This window comes from Streptomyces sp. NPDC026394, from assembly GCF_055567735.1.
Genome location: NZ_JBVHPX010000008.1, coordinates 20200 through 41674 on the forward strand (window position 1 = coordinate 20200; position 21475 = coordinate 41674).

At 73.3% G+C, this 21475-nt stretch carries 16 protein-coding genes; 14 read left to right on the forward strand and 2 right to left on the reverse strand.

Going from position 1 to position 21475, the window contains the following annotated elements; all coding sequences use genetic code 11:
• Positions 1-80 precede the first annotated feature (80 nt).
• Together ACZ4QV_RS20105 and ACZ4QV_RS20110 are read left to right on the forward strand one after the other, a co-directional pair.
• Positions 81-758 carry a Pvc16 family protein gene (locus tag ACZ4QV_RS20105; protein WP_361150866.1) on the forward strand — a complete coding sequence of 226 codons (678 nt, stop codon included), beginning with the start codon at positions 81-83 and terminating at the stop codon, positions 756-758.
• 14 nt (positions 759-772) lie between these two features.
• Positions 773-2833, forward strand: coding sequence for an ATP-binding protein (locus tag ACZ4QV_RS20110; protein WP_467763261.1), 2061 nt, complete (start codon positions 773-775; stop codon positions 2831-2833).
• A 30-nt stretch (positions 2834-2863) separates the two neighbouring features.
• Here the strand turns inward: ACZ4QV_RS20110 and ACZ4QV_RS20115 are convergent, their stop codons facing one another.
• Positions 2864-4258, reverse strand: a complete 1395-nt coding sequence (locus ACZ4QV_RS20115; RefSeq protein WP_361150864.1) for a hydrolase — start codon at positions 4256-4258, stop codon at positions 2864-2866.
• Between the two features lie 310 nt (positions 4259-4568).
• On the opposite strand from ACZ4QV_RS20115, the gene ACZ4QV_RS20120 reads away from it, so the two are divergent.
• The 12 genes from ACZ4QV_RS20120 (at position 4569) to ACZ4QV_RS20175 (ending at position 18543) form a co-directional block, all read left to right on the forward strand.
• Entirely contained in the window at positions 4569-6164 is a 1596-nt protein-coding gene (locus ACZ4QV_RS20120) for a phage tail sheath family protein (protein WP_467763191.1), read from the forward strand.
• Between the two features lie 67 nt (positions 6165-6231).
• Entirely contained in the window at positions 6232-6675 is a 444-nt protein-coding gene (locus ACZ4QV_RS20125; RefSeq protein WP_030019509.1) for a phage tail protein, read from the forward strand.
• The gene (locus ACZ4QV_RS20130) at positions 6675-7184 is read left to right on the forward strand and encodes a hypothetical protein (protein WP_361151107.1); all 510 of its coding nucleotides are present in this window, start codon (positions 6675-6677) and stop codon (positions 7182-7184) included. Before ACZ4QV_RS20125 ends, ACZ4QV_RS20130 begins: the two co-directional genes overlap by 1 nt.
• A complete protein-coding gene (locus tag ACZ4QV_RS20135; protein WP_344093983.1) occupies positions 7181-7339 on the forward strand; it encodes a DUF6760 family protein in 159 nt (52 codons plus the stop codon). The genes ACZ4QV_RS20130 and ACZ4QV_RS20135 overlap by 4 nt, the downstream gene beginning before the upstream one ends.
• Positions 7340-10513: 3174 nt before the next feature.
• On the forward strand, positions 10514-10819 hold the full coding sequence (locus tag ACZ4QV_RS20140; RefSeq protein WP_361150857.1) for a hypothetical protein: 306 nt from the start codon (positions 10514-10516) through the stop codon (positions 10817-10819).
• 59 nt (positions 10820-10878) lie between these two features.
• Positions 10879-11301: a phage tail protein gene (locus ACZ4QV_RS20145; protein WP_030022142.1), complete on the forward strand. Its 423-nt coding sequence runs from the start codon at positions 10879-10881 to the stop codon at positions 11299-11301.
• Between the two features lie 37 nt (positions 11302-11338).
• Positions 11339-12061, forward strand: a complete 723-nt coding sequence (locus ACZ4QV_RS20150; RefSeq protein ID WP_361150854.1) for a CIS tube protein — start codon at positions 11339-11341, stop codon at positions 12059-12061.
• A complete protein-coding gene (locus tag ACZ4QV_RS20155; protein WP_361150851.1) occupies positions 12061-13989 on the forward strand; it encodes a VgrG-related protein in 1929 nt (642 codons plus the stop codon). Before ACZ4QV_RS20150 ends, ACZ4QV_RS20155 begins: the two co-directional genes overlap by 1 nt.
• Before the next feature lie 85 nt (positions 13990-14074).
• Complete coding sequence (locus ACZ4QV_RS20160; RefSeq protein ID WP_361589153.1) at positions 14075-14530, forward strand: GPW/gp25 family protein; 456 nt, start codon at positions 14075-14077, stop codon at positions 14528-14530.
• Positions 14530-16488, forward strand: coding sequence for a putative baseplate assembly protein (locus tag ACZ4QV_RS20165; protein WP_361589150.1), 1959 nt, complete (start codon positions 14530-14532; stop codon positions 16486-16488). The genes ACZ4QV_RS20160 and ACZ4QV_RS20165 overlap by 1 nt, the downstream gene beginning before the upstream one ends.
• Positions 16489-16516: 28 nt before the next feature.
• Positions 16517-17074, forward strand: coding sequence for a phage tail protein (locus tag ACZ4QV_RS20170; protein ID WP_361150845.1), 558 nt, complete (start codon positions 16517-16519; stop codon positions 17072-17074).
• 593 nt (positions 17075-17667) lie between these two features.
• Positions 17668-18543 (forward strand): NADase-type glycan-binding domain-containing protein, encoded by an 876-nt coding sequence (locus ACZ4QV_RS20175; protein WP_467763192.1) that lies wholly within the window; start codon positions 17668-17670, stop codon positions 18541-18543.
• Positions 18544-18616: 73 nt separating this feature from the next.
• On the opposite strand, the gene ACZ4QV_RS20180 is transcribed toward ACZ4QV_RS20175, so the two are convergent.
• Positions 18617-21310, reverse strand: coding sequence for a helix-turn-helix transcriptional regulator (locus tag ACZ4QV_RS20180; RefSeq protein WP_361616275.1), 2694 nt, complete (start codon positions 21308-21310; stop codon positions 18617-18619).
• Positions 21311-21475 lie beyond the last annotated feature (165 nt).

Genomic DNA, 21475 nt, shown 5'->3' on the forward strand with positions numbered 1-21475 from the left:
CAGCCGACGCGACCGGCGGCGGGGCCGCACAGCGCCGGCGCCGGCGTCCGGCGGGGCGGCCGGCAGGTGGGAGCACGTAAGTGATGCATGAGGTGGACGAGGTCCTCAAGGGACTCATCGGCGGCGGCGCACTGGCCGGGTCCGGTATCGACGTGTCCTTCGAGGTACCCACCCGTGACTGGGCCGCCCGGCGCAACGCGCCCGTGGTGAACGCCTACTTGTACGACGTACGGGAGGACATGGCCCGGCGGCAGCGCGGACGCACCGGACTGCGCGACGACCGCGACATCGTCGTACGCCACCGTCGTCCGCCGCGCTGGTTCCGGCTCTCCTACCTGGTGACGGCCTGGACGAAGACGCCGCAGGACGAACACCGGCTGTTGTCCGCGGTACTGGCCACGCTGCTGCCCCACGAACTGCTCGCCGCCGGGGAACTTCCGGAACCGCTCGGGCGCCTCGGTCTGGCCGTGCCGGTGACGGTGAGCGGCAGTCAGTCGGAGGCCCGCTCCCTCGCCGACATCTGGTCCGCGCTGGGCGGGGAGCTCAAGCCCTCCCTGGATGTCGCGGTGACCGTGCCGTTCCCGGCGTTCCCCGATTACGAGGCGGGACCCCCGGTCACGGAGGGAGCGGTGGTCCGGGTACGCGGTGCGGACGGCGGCCCGCCCCGGTCGGAAGAGCGCGGCCACCGGCCCCGTCAGATCGCGGAGGCCCGCGCCGCGCACGAGCAGGCGGCGGGCCGCCGCAAGGAGCAGACGTGAGCGGCACCTCGCCCCTGGACGACGTCCTCCCCACAACTGCCGGTGCCGGGGCCGCCGGTGCGGCCAGTCCGGCGCGTTCGCTCCTCGATCGGCTGGCGGGGCTGCGGCACGCGGTGACCGCGCTGGTCGAACGACGTTCCGCCGGCGATCCCACCGCGGACGACCCGTTGCGCGGCCTCTACCTGTCCGAGGACGCCGTGGGCCGTCTGCTGCACACCTGGGCGCGTACGGTGCCGGACACGGTGCAGGAGGCCGTGCGGGAAGCGGACGTACGGCCGGGCGCGCCGGCGGGGTGCCCGGCGGACGCCGACGACCGACTGGCCCGTACGGCCGCCCGGTTGCGGCTGACCGAGCTGGACACCGCCGTGCTCCTCATCGCCCTCGCCCCGGACCTCGACCGCACCTTCGAGCCGCTGTACGGCTACCTCAACGACGACGTGAGCCGCCGCCGCGCCACCGTGGGCCTCGCCCTCGACCTGTGCGGACTGCCCGCGCACCTGCCGGAGGCGCGCGCCCGGTTCCACCTCTCGGCGCCGCTCCGCGCGCTGGGGCTGCTGACCGTCGAGGAGGCCGAACGGCCTTTTCTGACCCGCTCGTTGTCCGTACCCGACCGGTTCACCGCCCATGTGCTGGGTGACGACACCCCGGACACCTTGCTCCTCGGGCTGCTGCATCCGATGCCGGAGCCGCTGCCCGGCGCGGAACACGACGAGGGCTTCGTACGGCGGCTGGCCGCCCGCCTCAGCGATGGGCCGATCACCGCCTATGTGCGGGAGCACCGTACGGGCGACGCCCTGGCGACCCTCGCGTCCGCGCTGCACGAGGCGGGCGCCGACGCGCTGCGTTTCCAAGGGCCGCCGGAGCACGTCCCGGAACTGCTGCGGGAGGCGCGGCTGACCGGCCGGGCGGTCGTGGTGGGCGGCCTTCCCGAGCATCCGGGCCCGATGGTCGCCGAACTGACCGCGGCGACCGAGGTGACGGTGCTGCTGACCGACTCCCGTCCGTACGATCCCCAGTGGTCCGCGCACGACCCGCTGGTACTCCAGGCGCCCCGGAGGCCGGCCGGGGGCACGGACACCTGGCGTACCGCGCTGGGACCGGCCGCCGACGGCTTCGACCTGGCCGCCACCGTGGCGCCGTACCACCTCGGTGGCGACCACATCGTCCGCGCCGCCCGGGCGGCGACCGCGCTCGCCGCCTTCGACGGCACCGCGCTCACCGCCGCCCACGTACAGCTCGCCGCCCGGCAGCAGTCGGCCTCGGGCCTCGAACGGCACGCTCGCCGCATCCGGCCCGCGGTGGACTGGCGTGACCTGGTCCTGCCCGACGGGCCCCTCGCCCAACTGCGGGAACTCGCCCTGCGTGCCCGGCATCGCGACCGGGTGCTCGGCGACTGGCGGCTCAGCGCCGGCGGCGGCCGCGGCCGGGGCGTCCTCGGTCTCTTCGCGGGCGAGTCCGGCACCGGCAAGACGCTGTCCGCCGAGGTGATCGCCGCCGATCTGGGGGTCGATCTGTACGTGGTCCAGCTGTCCTCGATCGTGGACAAGTACGTCGGGGAGACCGAGAAGAACCTCGAACGGATCTTCACGGAGGCCGACCGTACGGACGCCGTGCTCCTCTTCGACGAGGCCGACGCGGTGTTCGGCAAACGCTCGGAGGTCAAGGACTCGCACGACAGGTACGCCAACCTGGAGAGCGCCTACCTGCTGCAACGCCTGGAGTCCTTCGACGGCGTCGCCCTGCTGACCACCAACCTGCGGGCCAACATCGACGACGCGTTCACCCGCCGCCTCGACCAGGTGGTCGACTTCCCCTTCCCGGACGCCGGACAGCGGCTCGCGCTGTGGCGGCACGGCCTGACGCACGTACCGCGGGCCATGGACGCCGACGCCGACACCGACGCCCTCGCCCGGGATTTCGAGCTGGCCGGCGGCTCGATCCGCAGTGCGGTGGTGACCGCCGCCTACCTCGCGGCCGGCCGGGACGAGCCGGTCACGGCGGGCGACCTGTGGGAAGGCGCCCGTCGCGAGTACCGCAAGGCGGGGCGGCTGGTACCGGGCGGGACGAGCTGGTGACACGGCGGGCCTCACCCGTCCGGCCCGTGGTCACACGGTGAAGCGGACCGCCTCCAACGGGAGGTTCCGTTCCATGGGGCTGCCGCCGTACCTCCACTGGCCGGGTTCGGTGCACAGCTTGTCCGTCCAGTTCTGGTCCTTCACGTTGGCTTCGTGGCACACGGAGCCGTCGAAGACCTGGAGGGTGAACCCTTGCAGGGGAGGGTCGGCGCTCTCGGTGCTGCCGAGGACCATGTCCTTGCCGTCGTCCTCCTTCCGCCACGCGTCGTCCTTGCGCCAGCCCTCGCCCACGTAGGCGGACGCGCCGGTGACGCCCTTGGTGCCGGACACCGCGATGTTGAGGGCCTTGACGGGCTTGCCCTGGCCCACCGTCCCGGCCTCGGCCCCGTCGCACACCGGCTCCTGCCAGCCGTCGTCCTGGACGAAGGCGCGGTAGCAGATGTGGCGGCCCGCACTGCGGGCGACGAGTTCGCGCACCGCGGTGGCCGCGGTGCGCTCCTGGGGCTCCTCCTTGGGCCGGTCCCCGTCGCCGCCTCCTCCGCCCTTCGGCTTCTCCTCCCCGCCGCCGGGCTTCTCGGTCGGGCCCTCCGTCTGACGGGGCTGCGGCGGCGGGCTGCTGACCGGCGGGGACGGGCGGCCCGGTGCGAGCTGGCCGGCCTTCTCGGGCTTCTCCCGCGCCACGCTCTGCACCTGCGGCCGGTACGCCAGCCAGATCGTCACGAACGCGATCGTCAGCGCGAGCAGCAGGCCGAAGGTGGTGGCCAGCCAGCCCGGCAGGACGCCGCGCTGCACGAAGGTGCCGGCCACCTCGTCCGGCTCGGTGCCGGAGCGCCGTACGGCCAGCGCGTACGGCTGCTCCTGCTTGGAGCCGAACCAGGTGATCTGCCGGGGCCGCAGCGTCACCTTCACGAAAGCGGCCCGGCCCGGCTCGATCTGGACGTTGCCCGGCTGGATCTCGTACGACAGCCGTTCGCCGGCGTCCTTGCCGCTGAGCGAAGCGGTGACCTTGGTGTTGCCGAGGTTGTCCACCGCCAGCCGCGGCCGCCCCCGGAACCGCCCCTTCACCGTCGGCGGCACCAGTTCGGCGCGCATCTCGGTGAAGGGGGTGATGGTGAGGTTGCCCTCGGGGACGGTGACGGCGTCCGGATGTTCCGTCGGCGTGACCCGCACCGCGTACGGATTCGGGCCGGCGGTCGCGTCCGGCGTGCGGGGCGGCGCGAACGTCAGCTCCACCGTGCCGGTCGTTCCCGGGTAGAGCCGCAGCGCCTGCGGCTCCACGGTGGTCCAGGGGGCGAGATCACCGACCGGCTCGAAGTGGTACTCGTCGACGATGTCTCCGGTGTTGCGCACCCGCAGCCGCACCGAGGTGCTGCTGCCGGGGCTGACGGTCGCGGAAGCGGGTTCCAAAGAAGTCCAAGGGCTCACGCCACGACGCTAGGAGAGGCGGCGGACACCGTCAGGAGCCTCCCGGGCAGACCCGGCTGCCCGGACGGGCGGTGCCGGATGCCCTCGGCCCGCGGCCCTGCGCCCCGCTCCGCGGCAGCGTCGGCGCGGCGCGCCCGGCGGCCCCGGTGTCCCGGGCGGCGGGCCGCCACCGGCCGGCCGGGGAGGCACGGCGCCGCGCCCTTGAGGGCAGCGGCACTGCCCAGGGCCCGGCACCTGAGGACATTTCGGCGGCGAGGGGCCGTAGCCGAGGGTGGAGACGTCCCGTCGTGTACCCCGAGGAGAGCAGAGCATGCCGTCCTACCTGTCGCCCGGCGTCTACGTCGAGGAGGTGGCCAGTGGTTCGCGTCCCATCGAGGGAGTGGGCACCTCCGTGGCGGCCTTCGTCGGGCTCGCACCGGCCGGGCCCCTGAACGAGCCGACACTGGTGACCAACTGGACCCAGTACGTCGCCTCCTTCGGCGACTTCACCGACGGGTACTACCTCGCCCACTCCGTCTACGGCTTCTTCAACAACGGCGGTTCCGCCGCGTACGTGGTGCGGATCGGCGGTTCCACCGAGGGCGCTTCCGGCGAGGGCGGGTCCCCCGCCGCGGTGACCGGCTCGGCCCCTCCGGCGCAACTGCCCGCCGCCGAGCCGCAGCAGCTCGGCACCTTCTCCGTGGCGGCCGTCGCCCGGGGCACGGCCGGCCCGCTGACCGTGGAGGTCGCCGACCCCGAAGGGGAGGGCCCCGCCGAACGGTTCAGGCTCGTCGTCAGGGACGGTGACAAGCCGGTCGAGACGTTCGACGTGAGCGCCAAGAAGAGCAACCGGTCCTACGTCGTCACCCAGGTCAAGGAACGCTCCAAGCTCATCACCGTGACGGAGGCCGTGCCGCCGGCGCAGCTCGCCCGCCCGGACAACCAGACCGTCACCCTCGCCGCACCGCCCGCCCCGGCCCCGGCCGCCGCGCCCGCGCAGCGGGACACCACCGCGAACCCCGGCCCGGCCCAGTACCTCGGCGACTCCGCCGACCGCACCGGCTTCGGCGGCCTGGAGGCCGTCGACCAGATCTCCATGGTCGCCGTGCCCGACCTCATGGCCGCCTACCAGCGGGGCGCCATCGACCTGGAGGCCGTCAAGGCCGTCCAGCTCGGACTCATCGCGCACTGCGAGCTGATGGGCGACCGGGTGGCCGTCATCGACCCGCCGCCCGGCCTGAACGCCCAGCAGATACGGCTGTGGCGCCAGGAGACCGCGGGCTACGACTCCAAGTACGCGGCGCTCTACTACCCCTGGATCAAGTCCTTCGACCCGGCGACGGGCCAGGCCCGTATGGTCCCGCCCAGCGGCCACGTCGCCGGCATCTGGGCCCGCAACGACTCCGAGCGCGGCGTGCACAAGGCTCCCGCCAACGAGGTCGTACGGGGCGCCGTCGACCTGGAACTCCAGATCACCCGCGGTGAACAGGACCTGCTCAACCCCGTCGGCGTCAACTGCATCCGGGCGTTCCCCGGCCGCGGCGTGCGCGTGTGGGGAGCCCGCACCCTCTCGTCCGACCCCGAGTGGCGCTACCTGAACATCCGCCGGTACTTCAACTACCTGGAGGAGTCGATCCTGATCGGCACCCAGTGGGTGGTGTTCGAGCCGAACGACCACGCGCTGTGGGCCCGTATCCGGCGCAACATCTCGGCGTTCCTGGTCACCGAGTGGCGCAGCGGCGCGCTCTTCGGCCAGCGGCCCCAGGAGGCGTACTACGTCAAGTGCGACGAGGAGACCAACCCGCCGGAGTCGGTCGACCTGGGCCGGGTCGTGTGCGAGATCGGTGTCGCCCCGGTCAAGCCCGCCGAGTTCGTGATCTTCCGGCTGTCGCAGTTCTCCAGCGGCAGCGGTGAGTTGGAGGAGTAGGCCCCGCCCGCCTCCGCCCCGGACCCTCGCAGCCCACCGCCACCAAGCCCAGAAGGACAGCGAACCCATGGCTCTCATGCAGGGTGACTCCCTCACCTCACACAATTTCGGCCTGCAGATCGACGGGGTGATGGTCGAGTACCTCTCGGAGGTCAGCGGCCTCACCATCGAACAGGACGTCATCGTCAGCCCGCAGAACACCGCGCAGGGCAAGGTCGACATCAACATTCTGCCGGGTGTGCAGAAGAACGGGCAGTGCACCGTGGTGCGCGGCATGACCCAGTCGTCCTCGTTCACGCAGTGGATCAACGACTCGATCAACGGCCGGATGAGCACCGCCCGCAAGAACGCCTCCATCATCATGATGGATTACGAGGACAACCCGGTGAAGCGCTACAACCTGCGCAACGCCTGGTGCAGCAAGATCGACGCGAGCACGCTGAAGGCCGGCGAGGCCGCCGTGCTCTCCGAGACCGTGACCATCGTCTTCGAAGAGCTGGTCATCGAATGATGCGGCGCACGGCTGCCGGTGCGCCGGGCGCGGGCACGGCCGCGCCGGCGCCACCGGCCCCCCAGGCCGCGGCTGCGGGAGCGGATACCCCCGTTCCGCCTCCCGGCGCCGCGGCTCCGGCCGACGCGGTACCCCGCAGCCTGCGCACCGAGTTCCCCTTCCAACTGCCGCGCGGATACGTCGACGAGGCGGGCACCGTGCACCGGGACGGTGTGATGCGCCTGTCCACGGCACGGGACGAACTGGTCCCGCTGCGCGACGTCCGGGTCCAGGAGAACCCCGCGTACCTGTCGGTCGTCCTGCTCGGCCGGGTCGTCACCCGCCTGGGCACGCTGCCGATGGTGCACGACGGGATCGTGGAGAACATGTTCGCCTCCGACCTCGCGTTCCTCCAGGACTTCTACCGTCAGATCAACGCCGAGGGCCACACCCGCGCCGCGGTGGACTGCCCGCACTGCTCCGAGCCGTTCGAAGTGGAACTCGGCGGGAGCCGCCTGGGGGAATCGTGACGTACGCGACCGACCGACTGCACGAGGAGATCGCGTACGTCGCCTACCACTTCCACTGGGACCTGGAGACGATCCTGGACCTCGAACACCACGACCGCCGCGGCTACACGGACCGGATCGCGTCCTTCGTGACACGCGCCGGGGCGGAGGACTGAACCATGGGATTCCTGGAGCGGCTACGGGGCCGGGGTGGGCGTGAGCACGGTGGGAGTGCGGAGGCGCGGCGGGCTTCCGGGGACACGGGGTACGGGGTCGGCGGCGGTGCGGCCGGTGCCGCCGGTGAGCCGATGGTGGCCGGTGGCGCGCCTGCCGGTGCGGCTGCCTCGACCGCCTGGCGGACGCTGCCGTCCATCCAGCGGTCCGTGACCGACGGCCGGGCCGAGGTGGCGGACGCCGGGTTCGGCAGGCGGCTGCCGACGTGGCAGAACCCCTCGTTCACGGATGCGGCGGCCACCCGCATCGGCGTTCTCGACACCACTCCCGTCGGGCTGCTGCCGGGGGCGATCACCGTCACGGCCCGTCCGGTGACGGGGCTGGAACGGCCATCGAGGACGCTGCCCTGGGCGCCGGTGGCGCCGTCGTCGCCGGAGCCTGCTGTGCAGCGGGTGCCTGTGGTGCCGTTGCGTGCTGTGGGGGCGGGGGCTGGGGTGGGGGTTGGGGCTGGAGCGGGGGCGGCTTCAAGGGGTGGGGAGGTTCGGGCTGGAAGGGCTGCCGGGGCGGGAAAGGCCGTGGGGTCCGGGAAGGCGGAGCCCGGGAAGGCGGGGTCCGGGAAGGCGGGGCCCGGGAAGGCGGGGTCCGGGAAGGCCGTCGAGCCTATCGGGGCTGTGAAGGCTGTCGATGCCGTTGGATCTGTTGGTGCCACTGGGTCTGTTGGTGCCATTGCGAGCGTGGAGTCTGCTGGGCCGGTCGTCCCGGGTCCGCGGACCCCGTCGGTTCGGCCTTCCGGCGGTGTCCGCCGGTCCCTTCCTGGCGCCACGGCCCGGCCGGTTCCGGCGACTCCGCACACCACGTCCGGCTCAGCCGCCAGGGCCGCCTCGGCCACCACAGCCACCACGAACGCCTCGGACACCGGTGGCGCCCAGGCGAGTTCGGGTACGGCCGCGGAGAGCCCAGTCACCCGGAAGGCACCGGCGACGCACGAGCGGCCACCTGTCGCCCCGGCCGCCCGGCGGACGCTTCTTGCCGCATCATCGGCACCCATGGCCGCGCCCGCCGCGTCCCCGGTTCCGTCCGCCACCGCGTCCTCGTCGTCTCCCGTCTCGTCCCTTGCGTCTCAGGAGGCATCAGTAGCACCAGCACCTGTCCTGTCCCCGGCTCGCGGTGTCCGTGGGACGCCCGCTCCGTCCACCCCGTCCCGGCTGCCCCTGACCAAGGCGCCGATCGGGCCAGGCACCGTGCAACGGCGGGTGCTGCCGGTGGCTCGGCAGGGCTTCGCGGCTGCGGCGATCGGTACTGCGGGGGCAGCGCGAACTCCGCGTACCAGCAAGCGCGTTACGGGGCCGACGAACGAACCAGATGTGATGCGCGACGAGCCCGGAACGGCCGCACCGGCCGGAGGCGGCGAAGGAGGAACCGGAGCGGCCGCCCCAACCGAGACCATCAGCCGCTCCGCGCCGTCACCGACGAGGGCGACCAGCGCCCCGGCCGCACCCGGTGGAACAACGGCAACTCGCGGGCGTGCAGCGCCTGGGCGGACCGAAGCCGGCACCGCGGTACAGCGGGCAGCCGTCTCCCGTGATCACGCGTCGGCGGCGCCCGCCACCGGCGCGGCATCGGCGCCGACTCCCAGTAACGGCGGTCCCGCCGATTCGCCGGACGATGGCCCGCCGGCCGATCCACCGACAGGACCGGCACAGGACACACACGGCGCTCCAGCACCCACCCCGCGCGGCACGGGCCCCTCGGCCGCTCCGCACCGCGCACTCCCCCCTGTGCGAGACGCCGCGCCCCGACCTGCCATTCCCTCGGAACAGGCATCGCCCGAGAACGCCACGTCAGCAGCCGTACCGGTCCCGGAGTCGGCTTCGGGACCGGCTTCGGGTCAGCTCTACGCAACCACTCCTGTGCGTCGATCACTTCAAGGTGCGCGGCCGCTCCCGGTCGCCGACGGCCACACCGTACCCACCGCGCCTTCGGCGACCAGCTCTGACGCACCGCAGCCGGCCCCGGGCCTTCCCCCGGCTCTTCCGGCCTCGGCGCCTTCCCCCGCCGTGGGCCCGGGACCGTCCGCCGCGTCCCGCTCGGTGCCGAACCCGCCACCGGACCCCGCCCCGGCCCGGTCCGCGCCCCACCGGCCGGTACAGCGCAGCGTCACTCGCACGGTCGCCGCGACCGGTCTCGGCGCCCCGGTCTCGGCAACGCCGACGCCCGCGCCGTCGACCGCAGTCCCACCCACCACGGCCGGCGCACCACGCACGCCCGGAAGCTCTGCCCAGCCCACCGGTACGCCCCGTCCCCAGACGGAATCCGCTCCGACGAACCCCACTCCACCGGCCCCCACCTCACGCTCCACCACGGCAACGCCCAAGAACCGGAGCGCTCCGCCAGTGATCGCGCGGCGCCGTTCGCCGCTGGGTGCCCCGGTCACCAGCGCACCCGCGGACGCCACTCCCCTGGCCAAACCCTCGTCCCGCACGGACACCCCACCACCCGTCAGGCCCCCGTCCCGCACCAACGCCCTGCCACCCGCCGCCCCCTCGTCCCGCACGGAGGCCCCAGCATCCGCCCGGCCCTCGTCCCGCGCCAACGCCGCCCTACCACCCGTCAGGCCCACGGCCCGTGCGGACGCTCCACCCCTCCCCCTCCCGTCGGCCCGTCCGGACACCGCGCACCCCACCGGGCCCCCGCCCCAGGCGGCAGCCACGCCCGCTTCTTCCCCGCTCCCCGCACCTCCGGCCGGGGGGCTTCCGGCCGCCCCACGGTCTGCGGCGGGCTCCGCTCCTGCCCCCTCCCCCGTCAACGTCCAGCGGCGCGCCACGCCTCCGCAGGGCGCACCGGTGCACCGCTCCGCCTCGCACCATCCCGCCCCGCACCGTCCCACTACGGCTCCTCGCCCCCTCCCCCTGGCCTCCCTCGCCCCACCTCCCGCAGCAGCACCTCCGCCCTCGCCCCTGACACCACACCCGATATCGCCTCCGATGCCGCCTTCGACGCCCCCGGGAGCACCCCCGCTCCCCCTCCTCCACGCCCTCAGGACCAACAGCACTCCGCCCGTCCCGCCCCTGCCTCCGCTCCCGGTAACCGTTCAGCGTGTCCCCAAATCGGCCCCCGGCGCCCTCGCCCCCCTGGTCGCGGCCACACCGATCCAGGCCGGGACTGCCCACCGCCCCATGCCTGTGGCCCGTGCCGAGTCCCTGCCCCGGCACACCCCTTCCGTGCCCACCTCCTCTGTTGCCGCCCGTCCCTCTTACGCCCCGCTTCCGGGGCAGCAGCATCCGACGCAGCAGCATCCGGAAAGCACGCCCCGGCCCGACGACGCCGGGCCCCCCGCCGCCGCGTTCGACCCGCGTGCCCTGACCGACTTCCAGCTCGACGAACTGGTGCACCGGATCATCGGCCGCGTCACCCGGCTGATCCGCACCGAACTGCGGATGGACCGCGAGCGGATCGGCAGACTCCGCGATCCCCGCCAGTGACCGGCGGGCACCCTCCCGCCCCCTCCCGTACCTGAGAGCTCTGACAGAAAGGCCCCGCGATGTCCCGCCAGGACCCGGGCTCGTCCCTCTGGTTCACCCTCACCATCGACGGCGAGAGCCTCGGTTACTTCAACGGGTGCGACGGGCTGTCGTCGCAGGTGGAGACGGAGCAGCGGCAGGAGGGCGGCAACAACGGCTTCGTCTGGCGGCTGCCGACCCGGGTCACCTTCTCCACCATCCGGCTGACCCGCCCGCTCACCCCGGACACCACCAAGGTCGCCAAGTGGATCTCCTCCGTCCAGACCGGCATCGAGCGGCCCACCGCCCAGATCACGGCGCTCCGCGCGGACGGTTCGGAGGTCGCGCGGTGGGGCCTGATCGATGTGCTGCCCGTCAGCTGGCAGGGCCCGGCCCTGGACCCCGCCAGTCCGGCCGTCGCCACCGAGGTCCTGGAGATCGCCCACCACGGGTTCACCGACTGAAGTCCGCCGACCGACCGAGGAACGAAGAGACCACCCCATGCCCAAGAGCAGCAACGGCGCCGGCAAGAGCCTGGTCCGGGCCACCCTCGCCATCCACGAGCCGCCACTCGGCACCGGCACCAGCCCGGGCGCTCTGATCAAGACGTTCGGCTTCGACTTCAACCCGGCGCAGTTGTCGCTCAGCCGGGCCGCCCAGTGGAAGGTGACGCCGGCCATCGCCGTACGCAAGGGTGCGCGGCCGGAGTTCATGGGGTCGGAGCCGCGTGTGATGTCCCTGGAGGTCTTCCTCGACTCCTCCGACCGGCCGACCAGCAACACGGTCCTGAACAAGGTGGCGGCGCTGCTGAGCTGCTGCGTGGTGACCGCCAAGAGCTCGGCGGCCAAGAAGCCCTCTCCTCCCTGGGTGGTCTTCCAGTGGGGGTCCTTCTCCACGGCCCGGTTCACCGCGTACGTCAGCTCCGTCGAAGCCTCCTACACGCTGTTCGGGACCACCGGCGTCCCCATCCGCGCCACCTGCCGGATGCAGTTGCACGAGATTCCCCGCAAGACCCGGCGGCAGAACCCGACGTCGGGCGCGCTCACCGCGCAGCGGGTGCACCGGGTCGTCGCCGGTGACTCGCTCCAGTCCCTCGCCTGGCGGGAGTACGGGGACGCGGCCTCGTGGCGGGCGATCGCCGAGGCCAACGGCATCGATGATCCGTCCCGGCTGCCCACGGGCACCGAACTCGTCCTGCCCGCCGCCGAGGAGGTGCGTCACTGATGCTCGGTCCCGCCACGTCCGCCGTCCTCCAGGTCTCCATCGGCGGTGAACTGCCCGACGACGCCGTGGAGGCCCTCGTCGACGGCTGGGTCGACCAGGGCGCCGGGGTCCCCGCCGCCTTCGAGCTGACCTTCCGCGACCCCTACCGGGTCATGATCAGCAAGCTGGGGGCGACGTTCGGCACCCCGGTCACCATCGCGACCGTGACCGACGGCCAGGGCGCCGGTGACACGCTGCTGACCGGCGAGATCACCGGTTTCGAGGCCGATTACGACGGCACCGGCACATTCACCATCATCCGGGGCTACGACTTCGGGCACCGGCTCATGCGCCAGCGCCGGGTGGCGGCCTACCGGAACCAGTCCGCCTCCGACATCGCCAGGAAACTGGCCGCGCAGGACGGCGTGCCGATCGGCACGATCCACTCGACGAAGACGGTGTACGAGTTCATCAGCCAGTCCAACGTCAGCGACTGGGACTTCCTGGCGCGGCTGGCCGACGAGAACGAGTCCGTCATGTCGATCGACGCGAAGGGCAGGTTCTGCTTCGTCAAGCCGGAGCCCGCCTCGGGAGCGCCCGCGTCGAGCACGGACGGCGAGGACCCGCTCGAACTGAAGGCCGGCATCGACATCCTGCGGCTGCGGGCCGCCGTCACCGCCGCCGATCAGGTCGGCAAGGTGGAGGCGCGCGGCTGGGACGTCACCCAGAAGAAGACGCTCAGCTCCGTCTCGCCCGCCAAGGACAACCCCGGTTTCGCCATCGGCGAGACGCCCGGCACGGCCGCGGGGAGGTTCAAGGCGGGCAAGCTGGTCGAGACCTCCGTGCCGTACGACAAGTCGGCCGAGGTGCGGTTCGCCTCCGACGCCCTGGCCGACGACGTGACCGGGGCCTTCGCCGAGGTGGAGATCGTGGTGCTGGGCAACACGCGGCTGCGGCCGGGGGTGCCGGTGACGCTCTCGGACACCGGCGCGCCCTTCGAGGGGAAGTACACGGCGACATCCGTACGGCATGTCTTCGGTGACGGGAAGCACTACGAGTCGTGGGTGACCGTCAGCGGCCGGCAGTGGCGCTCGCTGTTCGGGCTGGCCTCCGGCGGGGGCGGCACGGGCACCGGGCCCAAGCTGCCGAGTGTGGCCAACGCCCTGGTCACCGATGTGAACGACCCCCTCAAGCAGGGCCGGGTGAAGTTGCGGTTCCCCTGGCTGGACGACACGTACGTCAGTGACTGGACGCGGACGGTGCAGTTGGGCGGCCTCGGGGGTGGCGGGGTGTTCCCGATGGACGTCAACGACGAGGTGCTGGTCGGGTTCGACCGGGGCGCCCTGGACCATCCGTTCGTGATCGGCGGTCTCTACAACGGCAAGGACAAGCCGACCGTGGTCGGTGACGTTCCGCTGCACGACACCGTACGGAAGAAGGCGAGCCGGCACACCGTCTCCGACCGGGACGGCAACCGTATGGACCTGCTCAGCCAGAAGACCGGCGGCCGCAAGCAGGGTGTCCGGCTGACGTCCGGCGACAAGCGGCTGACCGTCAGCCTGGACCGGACGAAGACCGAGATCGTCGTGGACAGCAAGGGGTCGGTCACCATCAAGGGCAGCAGGTCGGTGTCGGTGGAAGCCGGGACCGACCTCACGCTGAGCGCCCGGCGCCGGCTGAGCCTGCAGAGCGGCGGGCTGCTCAGCATCAGGAGCGGCGGCCCGCTCACCATCGACTCCACCGGCCTGATCAACCTCAAGTCCGCTGGGCAGATCGGGCTCACCACGGGAGGGGCCCTGAACATGACCGCGGGCGGCATCGCGACCCTGACCGCGGGCGGTTCCCTCCAGCTCACCTCGGTCGCCAACATGATCAACGGCGCCAAGACCACCATCTCGTCCCCGCTCTTCTTCGCCGCTGTCACCCCACCCCTGCCGATGGCGGGGTGAGCGGCGTCTTCCGGCCCCGTCGCCCCTTTGCCAGTAGCTCTGTCCGTTTCGGTGTCCCGGTCCGTGGAAGGCGGGTGTGGTTCTGATGGCCGAACAGTTCGTCGGCTCCGGGTGGTCGTTCCCGCTGCGTATCGGGCCGACCGGCGGTATCGCGCTGGTCAGCGGCGAGCGGGAGATCGAGGAGGCGATCCGGCTGGTGCTGGCGACCGCGCCGGGCGAGCGGCCGATGCGGCCCGAGTTCGGCTGCGCGATCCACGACCTGGTGTTCGCCCCGGTCAACGAGCAGACCGCGGGCCGCATCCAGCACGAGGTGTACGCCTCGCTGGACCGCTGGGAGCCGCGCATCGAGGTCACCGACGTCCAGGTGACCACCGGCGCCGACCGCAGCGTCCTGTACATCGACATCCGCTACCGGATCCGCGGCACCAACAATCCACGCAGTCTCGTCTTCCCCTTCTACGTCATCCCCTCCCACGAGGACGGCCCCGGCGGCGGCCGCTTCGACGACGGTTCCGGCGACTCCCCCGAAAGCGACCGCTGATGTCCCTGCCTTCCCCCAACCTCGACGACCGCCGCTTCCAGCAGTTCGTCGACGACGCCAAGCGCTACATCCAGCAGCGCGCGCCGGAGTGGACCGACCACAACGTCTCCGACCCGGGCGTCACCCTCGTCGAGACCGTCGCCCACATGGCCGACCAGATCGTCTACCGCCTCAACCGGGTGCCCGAGAAGAACCACCTGGCCTTCCTGGACCTGGTGGGGGTCACCCTGTTCCCGCCGACGGCGGCCCGTACGGACGTCACCTTCTGGCTGTCCGCGCCCCAGGAGGAGGCCGTGGCGGTGCCGGTCGGCACCGAGGTGGCCACCCTGCGCACGGAGCAGGAGGAGGCGGTGGTCTTTGCCACCGAGCGCGACCTGGCCATCGTGCCCAGCGCGCTGAGCCGCCTGGTGGTGCAGCAGCGCGGCGAGCCCGTCACCGACCGCACCGCCGCGCTGGCCGAGGGCACCGACGTACGGTGCTTCGCCGAGGTGCCCGGACCCGGGGACTGCGTGCTGATCGGCCTGACGGCGGCCGTACCGCACTGCGCCGTCGCCCTGGAACTCGACAGCCGGGTGGACGGTGTCGGCGTCGACCCGCGGCAGCCGCCGCTGGTGTGGGAGGCGTGGACCGAGGACGGCTGGCAGCCCTGCGACCTGGACCGCGACGGCACCGGCGGCCTCAACCGCGCCGGCGACGTCGTCCTGCACGTCCCCGGCGGGCACACGCTGTCCCGCAACGGCGGCCACGAGGCCGGCTGGCTGCGCTGCCGCGTCACCGAGCCGCTGCCCGGCCAGCCCTTCTACACCACGTCTCCGACCGTACGGTCCGCCGACGCCTGCACCATCGGCGGCACCACCCGCGTCGTGCACGCCGCCACCGTGTGCGACGAGGCGCTCGGCGAATCCACCGGCCTGCCCGGGCAGCGGCGGCGGCTCGCCCGGGCGCCCGTCGTCGGCGACGACCCGCCCCTGCTGCTCCAGACCGCCGAACACGACGGCTGGCAGGACTGGCAGGTCGTCCCGCACTTCGCCGCGTCCGGGCCGGACGACCGCCACATCACCCTCGACGCCACGACCGGCGACATCGCCTTCGGGCCCGCCGTCCGCGAGGCGGACGGCAGCCTGCGCCAGTACGGCATGGTTCCCCCCAAGGGCGCGGTCGTGCGCGCCCGCCGGTACCGCACCGGGGGCGGCCGGACCGGCAATGTCACCCGGGGCGCCGTACGGGTCCTGCGCAGCTCCATCCCGTACGTCTCCGAGGTCGTCAACGGCGAAGCGGCCCGCGGCGGAGTCGACGGGGAGACCGTCGAGGAGGCCAAGGTCCGGGCCCCGATCACGCTGCGCGCCCAGGAGCGCGCCGTCACCCTGCGGGACTACGAGGAACTCGCCCGCCGGGCCGCGCCCGAGACCGCCCGGATCACGTGCCTGGAAGGCGAACGGGACGAGTACGGGTCCTACGCGGTACGGGTACTGGTCGTCCCGCAGGCCGTTCCCGACCCCGGCGGCCGGCTGCGCTTCGAGCAGCTCGTCCCCGGCGACCGCCTGCTGGACCGCATCACCCGCCACCTCGACGAACGCCGCCTCATCGGCACCCGGCTCGCGGTCGGCCCGCCCTACTACCAGGGCGTCACGGTCGTCGCCACCGTCCACGCCTTCCGCGGCACCGACACCGACCGGGTGCGGCGCCGGGCCCACGACGCCCTCTACCGCCACCTGGACCCGCTCACGGGCGGCGCGGACGGCCGTGGCTGGCCCTTCGGCCGCCCGGTACAGGCCGGTGAGGTCTTCGCCGTCCTGCAACGCGTCCCCGGCGTGGAACTGGTCGACGAGGTCGTACTGCACGCCGCCGACCCGCTGACCGGCCGGCGCGGTGACCCGACCGACCGCATCGACCTCGAAGCGCCGTCCCTGGTCTTCTCCTTCGACCACCGCGTACGGGTGATCGGGGACGGGTCGTGACGCGGCCGGCGTGCCCAGGAGGCCGCTCATGAGAGGCTCCGTCGACGGCCTGGGCTCCTCCGCGCCCATCGGCATGATGCTCCCGGCCGTCTTCGCCGACGACGATCTCGCCCAGCGCTTCGTCGGAGGGCTGGACGACGTCCTCGCGCCGATCCTGAACGTGCTGGACTGTCTGGACAGCTACTTCGACCCCGCGCTCACCCCGGCCGACTTCGCCCGGTGGCTGGGCACCTGGGTGGGCGCCGAGACCGACGGCACCGAACCCGAAGCGCGGCTGCGCGCCGCCGTGGCCGCCGCGGTCGCCCTGCACCGGGTCCGGGGCACCCGGCGCGGCCTGTCGGAAGCCGTCCGCCTCGCGTTCGGTGCCGAACCGGAGATCACGGAGAGCGGCGGCGCCGCCTGGAGCGCGCGGCCCCGCGGCCCCTTCCCCGGCAGTGCCCGCCCCCACCTGCACGTCGTCCTGCGGCTGCCCGACCCCGCCCCGGCCGACACCTACCGCCTCGACACGCTCGTGGCCGCGGCCCGTCCCGCGCACATGCCCTACACCGTCACGGTGACCACCGTCGAAAGGACCACGGAGAGATGAGCACGCCGGACTGCGGTGAGTGCGGTACCCGCGCGGAGCCGGGGAAGTCGTTCTGCGATGCCTGCGGAGCCGTCCTCCGCTGGGACGCCGGTGGCCGCGGCGGCCCGTCGGCGGCTTCCGGGGCCGCTTCGGGCCGGGCCCACGGCTCGCAGGGTACGGAGCCGTACCGGACGCCGGCGCAGGGCGCCAGGGCCGAGGGGCACGGCACGGCCACGGCCACGGGCCCCGCCGGCTCCGGCGTACCGGCAGCGTCTGCGGCTCCGGGCGGGCACCGCCCTTCGGGCCCGGCGGCTCCGGAGCACAGCGGGAGTCGCGGCGGTGGCGGAACGGCCGACGCGTCGCGGTCCACGGCCGGGGCCGCGTCCGGGTCCGGGGCCGCATCCAGGTCCGCGTACGGATCCGGGTCCGCCGACCCGGGTCTGGAGGACACCGCCCCCCGTATCCCCCTGCCGACGGCACAGGACGGTTTCCCTCCGGAGCGGCCGGCCAGTGCTAGCAGTCCCAACGGCCCGAACGGCCCGAACAGTTCCCACCACCCCAACGGCCCGGACAGCGGGAACAGTCACCCGGCCGACCGCGCCCGTTCCCTCCTCGTGCCCGTCCCGGAGCACGAGGCTCCCCCGGCCGCCCCCGCCCCGTCCGTGGCGCCGGTCCTGCCCGGCCGGCCCGACACCGACCGGCCCAAGGTACGCGTCCCCGGGCCCCAGGGAACGGGACACGGCCCGCCCTGCTCCTGGTGCGCCACGCCCAACCACCCGGACCGTCATTTCTGCAACCGCTGCGCGATGCCCCTCGCCGAGAGCGCCGCCGCCCCCGCGCCCGGACGCCGCCCCTGGTGGCGCCGCCTCTGCGGCCCCGGCGGCCAGGAGACCCCCTGGGCCGGTGACCGTCCCCGGCTGCGCCGTGCCTTCGACCGCGTCGGTACCTGGATCACCCTGGCCGTCGCCGTGACGCTGGTCGTCCTCGGTGTGCTGTACCTCCCCGACGGCATCCAGGCGACGCGTGACCACTTCGCCAAACGGGCTCCGGTCGAGCCGGACGAGATCCGGGCCTCCCGCTCCTACCCGGGCCACGGACCGAAGCTGGTCATCGACAAGCTGAACAACACCTGGTGGGGTCCCGGGGTGGAGCAGTCGGGTCAGGGCGAGTGGGTGGAGATGCGGTTCGCGCGGCCGGTACGGCTGCTCGACGTCATCATCACGCCGGGGACGTCCACCCGCGCCGATCAGCTCGGCAAGTCCGCCCTGCCGCACCGGGTCACGGCGACGATCACGGGCCGGGACGGGCGGATCACGACCCGGGCGCTCACCCTGGACCCGGGCGCGGGCGGGCAGCGCCGCGCCTTCCGGGTCGGTGAGGCGACCAAGGTCCGGTTCACCGTCGAATCGGCGCATGCCGCGTCCGCCGGCAAGCAGGTGGCCATCGCCGAGATCGAGCTGTTCGGCCGGTCCGGTGGGGACCAGTCCTGAACCGGCCGTGGTCCGTCGTCCCGTCGGAACCGCCCGCGTGGCCGGCGGGGTGACGTGCCGCGGCGCCGGGGCGTCACAGCGACATCTCGCGAAGCTGGCGGCGCGAGGAGATGCCCAGTTTGCGGTACACGTTGCGCAGGTGCGTGTCGATGGTGCGCGGGCTGAGGAAGAGCATCACGCCCACTTCCTTGGACGTCGCTCCGGCGGCGACCTTCCCGGCGATCAGCCGTTCCTGCGCGGTGAGCAGGCCCAGCGGGTCCTCGCCGTGCCGGCGCGGCTGTTCGCCGGTGGCGCGCAGTTCCCGGGCCGCGCGCTCGGCGAAGCCGCGGGCGCCGATGCACGACAGCGTGTCGTGCGCCGCCCGCAGCTCGTCACGGGCCTCGGCCCGCCGGTTCTCCCGGCGCAGCCACTCCCCGTACGTCAGACGGGCGCGCGCGTGGAGCACCCGTACCCGGGTCCGGGCGAAGTGGTCGATGGCCTGCCGGTACAACGCTTCGCAGTCGTCGCCCCGTTCGAGGAGTGCCTGGGCCCGGAGCCGTTCGGCGACGGCCCAGGGGACGGGGTTCGCGCGGGCCAGCGCCTCCAGGTGGTCCATGGCCTCGGCCGCGTCCTCGCCGCGTCCGGCGCGCGCGGCGGCTTCGACCAGTTCGCTGTAGACGGCCCAGATCGAGTACGAGCCTGCCTGGTGCCGACGCTGGGCCGTCAGCGCGGCGTCCAGTGCCGCTTCGTAGTTGCCGAGCCCGTTGTGCAGTACCGCCCTGGCGTAGTGTTCCCCGGCGGATTCGAACGGCCGGCCCTCCCGTCCCACCAGTTCCCGCAGCTCGGCGAACCGTTCTTCGTCACCGCGGAAACCGGTCAGGACGAGTTCGGGCCCCAGCAGGGGCACCGTGCCGGCCGCCTCGTCGACGGCCCGGGCCTCGCCGAGGCTGTCGGCCGCCTCGTCGAACCGGCCGACCGACACTCTGGCGACCGCCTGGTACCGCAGGGCCTGCGGCAGCGAGGCGAGGGAGCCCTGGCGCCATGCCTCGTCCACCTGCCGGTCCGCGATCTCCTCCGCCGCCTCGTCGTCCCGCAGGTCGATGGCGACCTGACAGAGCAGGTTCATCCGCCACGGACCCGGCGAGGAGTCGGCCGCCCGGTACGCCGTCACCGCGTCGCGCATGGCCGGCACCGCCCGCTCCACGGGCAGCATGGCCTGGTCCAGCAGCGCGTCGAGCAGCAGGTCGGCCGGCCCGGCGGTCTCCCGCTGCGGCGCCCGCTCCCGGATCCGGGCACCGAGGTCCCTGAGGAGGCCCGGGTGGATGTCGTTGTACATGAACGACGCGAACGCTTCCAGATAGGTGTCCCGCGCCTGCTCGGGAGGGGCCAGCTCGGTCACGGCGTCGACGAGTCGGGTCGTCGCCTGCGGCGCGTGGGAGCGCTGGTACTCGATCCGGGCCCGCAGCAGGCGTGCCTTGGCGCGGCCCTGGTCGTCCATCCGGCGCCGCTCCGCGCGGGTGACCAGCGCGCGGGCCGCGTCGGGCGCCCCCGCCCGCAGCCGCAGGGTGGCCGCGACGAGCAGCCGCCCGGCCTGGCGGTCGGGAGCGGGGGTCAGTTGCCCCGCCCGCTCCATGAACGCGGCGGCCGCGGCGAATCCGCCGCGCAGGCGGGCCCGGTCGGCGGACCGTTCCAGCTCCGCGGCGATGTCCTCGTCGGCGTCGATGACCGCGTGGGCCCGGTGCCACGCCTGGCGGTCGAGGTCGGTCTCCGGATCGGTCACGGCCGCGAGAGCGCCGTGCATGCCCCGGCGTTTTTCCGGGCTGGCGGAGGCGTAGACCGCGGAGCGCACCAGCGGGTGCCGGAACCGCAACAGCGGCCCCAGGACCAGTAGTCCGGCGTCCTCCGCGTGGGTGAGGCCCGCGGCGTCCAGCCCGAGGTGCCGCGCCGCGCTGCGCAGCAGGTCGAGGTCGCCGACCGGCTCGGCCGCGGCGAGCACCACCAGCGACCGGGTGGCGTCCGGCAGCCGCTCGAAGCGGTGGACGAACTGCTCCTCCAGCGTGTCCACCACACTGGCCCGGAAGCGCCGGGGCCCGGGGACGCCGAACGGTTCCGCGTGGTGGGCGAACTCCAGCAGCGCCAGCGGGTTTCCGTGCGCCTCGGCCAGGATGCGGTCGATGACCTCGGCGTCCGGACCGATGTGCGTGGCGGCTCCCAGCAGGGCCCGGGCGTCCTCGTCGCCCAGGCCGGTGAGGGGCATCCGCGGCAGCTCGGCGAATCCGGACGACGCGCCGGCGTCACGGGTGGCGAAGACCATCGCGATCCGCTCGGCGGACACCCGACGGGCCACGAACACCAGCACGCGCCGCGAGGCGTCGTCGATCCACTGGGCGTCGTCCACCACACAGCAGACCGGCGCGTCCTTCGCCACCTCGTGCAGCAGTCCCAGGACGGCGAGGCCGACCGTCAACGGGTCGGGTGAGGTCTGCGCGCCGAGGCCGAACACCGCTTCCAGGGCTCTGCGTTGCACCACGGGAAGCCTGCGCCGGTATGCGAGGACCGGGGCGCACAGTTGGTGCAGTGTCGCGTAGAGCAGGTCGTGCTCGAACTCCGTACCGGCGGCCCGCAGCACCTCGAACCCGTCCAGCGCCTCCACCACGGCGTCGACCAGCGCCGACTTGCCGATTCCCGCCTCCCCGGCCACCACGACGGCCCCACCACGCCCGACGGCAGTCGAGGTCACCAATCCATCGAACTCACGCCGCTCCGCATGTCTGGCCACGAGCTGCACCGGAATCTTCCTCCGAGTCGACAACGCTAGAGGTTCCTCACGCTTTCCTTCAGCCAGGCCACGGCCGGACCGCTCCCCACGGCGCGGCGCACCGGTGCGTTCCCTCGACCGGTGCCCGCCTGACTGATCTCACGCTGGGAGACGACAGTCACGGCCGACAGGTTC

What these genes read in the sequence shown, in the direction of transcription:
- ACZ4QV_RS20125 (WP_030019509.1), top strand. Translation starts at nt 6,232, where the DNA reads ATGGCTCTCATGCAGGGTGACTCCCTCACCTCACACAATTTCGGCCTG.
- ACZ4QV_RS20140 (WP_361150857.1), top strand. Translation starts at nt 10,514, where the DNA reads ATGCCTGTGGCCCGTGCCGAGTCCCTGCCCCGGCACACCCCTTCCGTG.
- ACZ4QV_RS20165 (WP_361589150.1), top strand. Translation starts at nt 14,530, where the DNA reads ATGTCCCTGCCTTCCCCCAACCTCGACGACCGCCGCTTCCAGCAGTTC.
- ACZ4QV_RS20120 (WP_467763191.1), top strand. Translation starts at nt 4,569, where the DNA reads ATGCCGTCCTACCTGTCGCCCGGCGTCTACGTCGAGGAGGTGGCCAGT.
- ACZ4QV_RS20155 (WP_361150851.1), top strand. Translation starts at nt 12,061, where the DNA reads ATGCTCGGTCCCGCCACGTCCGCCGTCCTCCAGGTCTCCATCGGCGGT.
- ACZ4QV_RS20160 (WP_361589153.1), top strand. Translation starts at nt 14,075, where the DNA reads ATGGCCGAACAGTTCGTCGGCTCCGGGTGGTCGTTCCCGCTGCGTATC.
- ACZ4QV_RS20145 (WP_030022142.1), top strand. Translation starts at nt 10,879, where the DNA reads ATGTCCCGCCAGGACCCGGGCTCGTCCCTCTGGTTCACCCTCACCATC.
- ACZ4QV_RS20170 (WP_361150845.1), top strand. Translation starts at nt 16,517, where the DNA reads ATGAGAGGCTCCGTCGACGGCCTGGGCTCCTCCGCGCCCATCGGCATG.
- ACZ4QV_RS20150 (WP_361150854.1), top strand. Translation starts at nt 11,339, where the DNA reads ATGCCCAAGAGCAGCAACGGCGCCGGCAAGAGCCTGGTCCGGGCCACC.
- ACZ4QV_RS20130 (WP_361151107.1), top strand. Translation starts at nt 6,675, where the DNA reads ATGCGGCGCACGGCTGCCGGTGCGCCGGGCGCGGGCACGGCCGCGCCG.